This window comes from Mesorhizobium sp. M0293 (assembly GCF_040321735.1).
Classification (GTDB): domain Bacteria; phylum Pseudomonadota; class Alphaproteobacteria; order Rhizobiales; family Rhizobiaceae; genus Mesorhizobium.
This window is the reverse complement of record NZ_JAMYSA010000238.1, coordinates 1-2827: the sequence shown is the minus strand read 5'-3', so window position 1 is coordinate 2827 and position 2827 is coordinate 1. Positions and strand designations below refer to the sequence as shown.

4 protein-coding genes are annotated in these 2827 nt (G+C 56.3%); 2 read left to right on the top strand and 2 right to left on the bottom strand.

Annotated features, from left to right (window positions below):
- Positions 1–81 precede the first annotated feature (81 nt).
- Complete coding sequence (locus NKJ06_RS35010; RefSeq protein ID WP_352636312.1) at positions 82–624, bottom strand: hypothetical protein; 543 nt, start codon at positions 622–624, stop codon at positions 82–84.
- Positions 625–928: 304 nt separating this feature from the next.
- Complete coding sequence (locus NKJ06_RS35005; RefSeq protein WP_352636310.1) at positions 929–1282, bottom strand: hypothetical protein; 354 nt, start codon at positions 1280–1282, stop codon at positions 929–931.
- A 454-nt stretch (positions 1283–1736) separates the two neighbouring features.
- Between NKJ06_RS35005 and NKJ06_RS35000 the strand changes: the two genes are divergently transcribed.
- Together NKJ06_RS35000 and NKJ06_RS34995 are read left to right on the top strand one after the other, a co-directional pair.
- The gene (locus NKJ06_RS35000; protein WP_352636308.1) at positions 1737–1970 is read left to right on the top strand and encodes a GcrA family cell cycle regulator; all 234 of its coding nucleotides are present in this window, start codon (positions 1737–1739) and stop codon (positions 1968–1970) included.
- Between the two features lie 280 nt (positions 1971–2250).
- The gene (locus NKJ06_RS34995; protein WP_352812480.1) at positions 2251–2508 is read left to right on the top strand and encodes a PepSY domain-containing protein; all 258 of its coding nucleotides are present in this window, start codon (positions 2251–2253) and stop codon (positions 2506–2508) included.
- Positions 2509–2827 lie beyond the last annotated feature (319 nt).

Genomic DNA, 2827 nt, shown 5'->3' with positions numbered 1-2827 from the left:
AAACCGCTTTCTCTTCATCAGTCCGTCCTTCAATCAAGGCCCGGACTCTAATCTCAGATGGAGGAAATTCTCAGTGGCAGGTCACAGCTGTTGCGTCACAAGCAACATAGCTGGAGTTGCGTCCTCATTAAGCTTTTGAACGCCTCGCGCTCTGATAACAGGGTTGTCCGGCTTAAACGTCGGATCTAAGACTGCTTCAATAGAACGCCTAAGGTCACCCCGCGCCTCTTTCAAAGAGATTGGGTTACTATAGTCAAACTGTATTGCACGATATAGTTTCACATCGAAGGGTATTACTTCTCCTTTTTTGAACATGTGGGTAATGGGCAATTCTTTCATGTGTCGGATGCCCATCTCGTAAAAGGCATTTGGATTCAGCTCCGACATGTCTGCAATAACAACATCGTCATCTAGAAGATGGGCAATAATCTGCGCATCAATCATGCCAGGCTGGTCAATTTTATCCGACCGCGTCACATCAAATTTTCCGGCAAAGTGTTGGTCGAGGACATGCTCGATTATTTCGTGGTAGAGCCAGTCCGCATGATTGCGTGTTGAGCTGCCTTCCGCACCTATCGGGCAGACTACAAAACATGTTTTCTTTGCTGGACTCTTTTCTGTCATCGCTCAAAATCTCGCTACGCATTCTCTTTAGCACGCAAATCGAAACGGAAGCACTTGGATCACCACTACATCCCCCAATTTTATCTCCGGCGATGGTTAGGTGCAGACCACAAGCTTCAGGAATTCCGCCGCAGATTTCGCGGGCGAATTCAAACGGGCCGTTATGTTAGGCGTGGGTCGGTTGGCGGTGCAACGATGCGTACCTTCCTGAAATCATAAAGTTTGGCCCATGCCCGACCCGCTTGTCGTCATGGTGGTGAAACCGGCGATGTCTGGTTGTGGAGATGCCCCGGTCGAGCAGCGATCAGCGCTTCATCGAGTGCAGGATGGCCTGCATGTGCTCTTCCAGATCGAGTTCACCCCGAGCCTCAGCGGCCAACAGGTAATCGGCCTTAGCCCGGCGGTCGCCTCGGCTGATCGCAGGATAGGAGCAGATGGCCAGCAATGCTTCCTGTTCAATCCGGTCTGCCCTCTTGCGTTCGTGGCTGCTACTGCCCGCTTGATGAACAACCCTGTGAAGCCCGACATAGGTGGCTTCATGGGTTCCAATCAGCGCCCGCAATTCGGGTGAGGCACCTTCCCCTTCAGCAAACGTCGGTTCAATGACCGAGGCCACGGCGGTGAACGCAAGAAGTGTACGGCGGGTGACTTCGGGCATGCCTCATATCCCTGCTGTCTGATCATGCAGGCACACCATAGCACCGGCGCGACGGTTCTGAGAGATGCTCTGGGACGCGACCACGTTGTCTGCTGACAAAAGTTGTATCCGCTCCCGCAACTGGCCTCCCAGGGCTGGCCGTTGAAGTCCCTGAAAACCGAAAGCGCGCTGCGCGTTGGAGGCCCCACAAGCCACCCCTCACCCCGGCTGCCGATTTCCCGAGGGCGGAGCGATCTGTGGGACGACAACATCGTCCGCCGGAAGCCTTCGCAGCGGCAAGTGTGGCCTTAAGTCGCAACAATTGGCTTCCGAAAGCAGGGTCTCGGGCCTTATTGACGCTGCGATCAACACCATATGGTGATCCACAGCCCTCCGAACGAGAGAAGCTCGCCCTGACGCGGTTGCACTGCGGCCGTCAGCCGGCAAAAGCTATGAACTAGGAACCTGAAAAACCATGCCTGAAAATATCAGACCAACTTCGAGAGACGTCCCCCTCATTCAGCTAGGCGTCTATCAGTGCCGCTTCCCGGTGAGCGAAGACCCGTCAGTACCCGGCGGTTATCGTTTTTGTGCCGGGCCAACTTCGCCGGATCGCGTCTATTGCGACCACCACCACAGCATCGTAACCGCCGTCGACCCTCGTCGAACCCGTTCAGGTCTCCACCCCGCTCAACGACGCGCCGCGTAAGTTAAGCGGGCGGCGGCGCCTCGAACAGGTAGCAAGGGCTCGGCTTGATGCGCTCCCATCAGTTGGGGACATCGTTGGGGGCAACGACATGACGCGTGCGCATATAGCCTCCCAATGAACCGCCAACATCCTATGGCCACGAATAGTGAAGTGGCGCATCGTGTTTTTGGCGCATGGCTTTTTCTTCCGCAAATCGGCGGACTGGATGGTCATCCATTCCAGCTGCGGAACAAACCGGCATGGCAGCGAGTTTCTGTCCCAGGAAAGTTGAGGGAAAGCCATGTCTAGATTTGTTCTGATGACAAGCGTCGCCGTTCTTCTTGCCGGCGGGCCGGCCTTGGCCGCGGTCGAGACGCCCCTGCCGCCGCCCAATGCCAAGAAACTGTCCGAGATCCTCGCCAAGGTCGAGAAGCGCGACGGCTTTCTCTATGTGAAGGAGGTCGACTGGGATAGCGGCGCCTACACCGTCACCTATTACACGTCGGACAAGGCCAAGGTTGAGATCAATTATGATCCCGTGACGGGCGAGCCAAAATAAGGGTCGTCGTCGGAGGCCGTTCCGACGCGAATTCATTGGCCGCTCCCAGCCGTTGCCGTCCGTCTTTCCGGGCGTTGGCGCCGCCCCTCACCTGCCTGCCGGCATCCTCTCCCCGTATAGCGGACGGGGAGAGGGACGCTCGCCGCCGTTTTTGCCAATCACCAATGTTGCAAAGGATGGCACCGGCATTGCGGCGATCCTCTTTCTCCCCGTCACTATACGGGGAGAAATGCCCGGTGTCCGAACCGGATAGATAGGTAACAGAATGGACTGATTAGATGGGTGACAGTTTTCTCCCTCGCCGGGAGGACCGGCGATG